The sequence below is a fragment of the Geomonas propionica genome, assembly GCF_016458235.1.
In the GTDB taxonomy this organism is placed as follows: domain Bacteria; phylum Desulfobacterota; class Desulfuromonadia; order Geobacterales; family Geobacteraceae; genus Geomonas; species Geomonas propionica.
The window spans coordinates 1-205 of record NZ_JAEMHK010000054.1 but is presented as its reverse complement, the minus strand read 5'-3'; the positions used below and the strand labels follow the sequence as shown (position 1 = coordinate 205).

Sequence of the window (205 nt, the reverse complement as noted above, 5' to 3'; positions counted from 1 at the left end):
CCGCACTACGCGGCTGCCGCGGCCGCCATGTACGCCAAGGCGGGTTACCACTTCCCGGGTCGCAACTATGACCTGGGTGCCACCCACAGCAACCTGGGCAATACCAACGCCAAGGGGCCCTGCGTCTCCTGCCACAGAAACAGCACCTACGACCACTCCTTCAGAAGCGGCGTGAGCACCCTGTGCACCACCTGCCACGGCGCCA

1 pseudogene is annotated in these 205 nt (G+C 65.9%); it reads left to right on the top strand.

Annotated features, from left to right (window positions below):
* A pseudogene (locus tag JFN90_RS22115) lies at window positions 1–205 on the top strand (hypothetical protein); the annotation flags it as partial.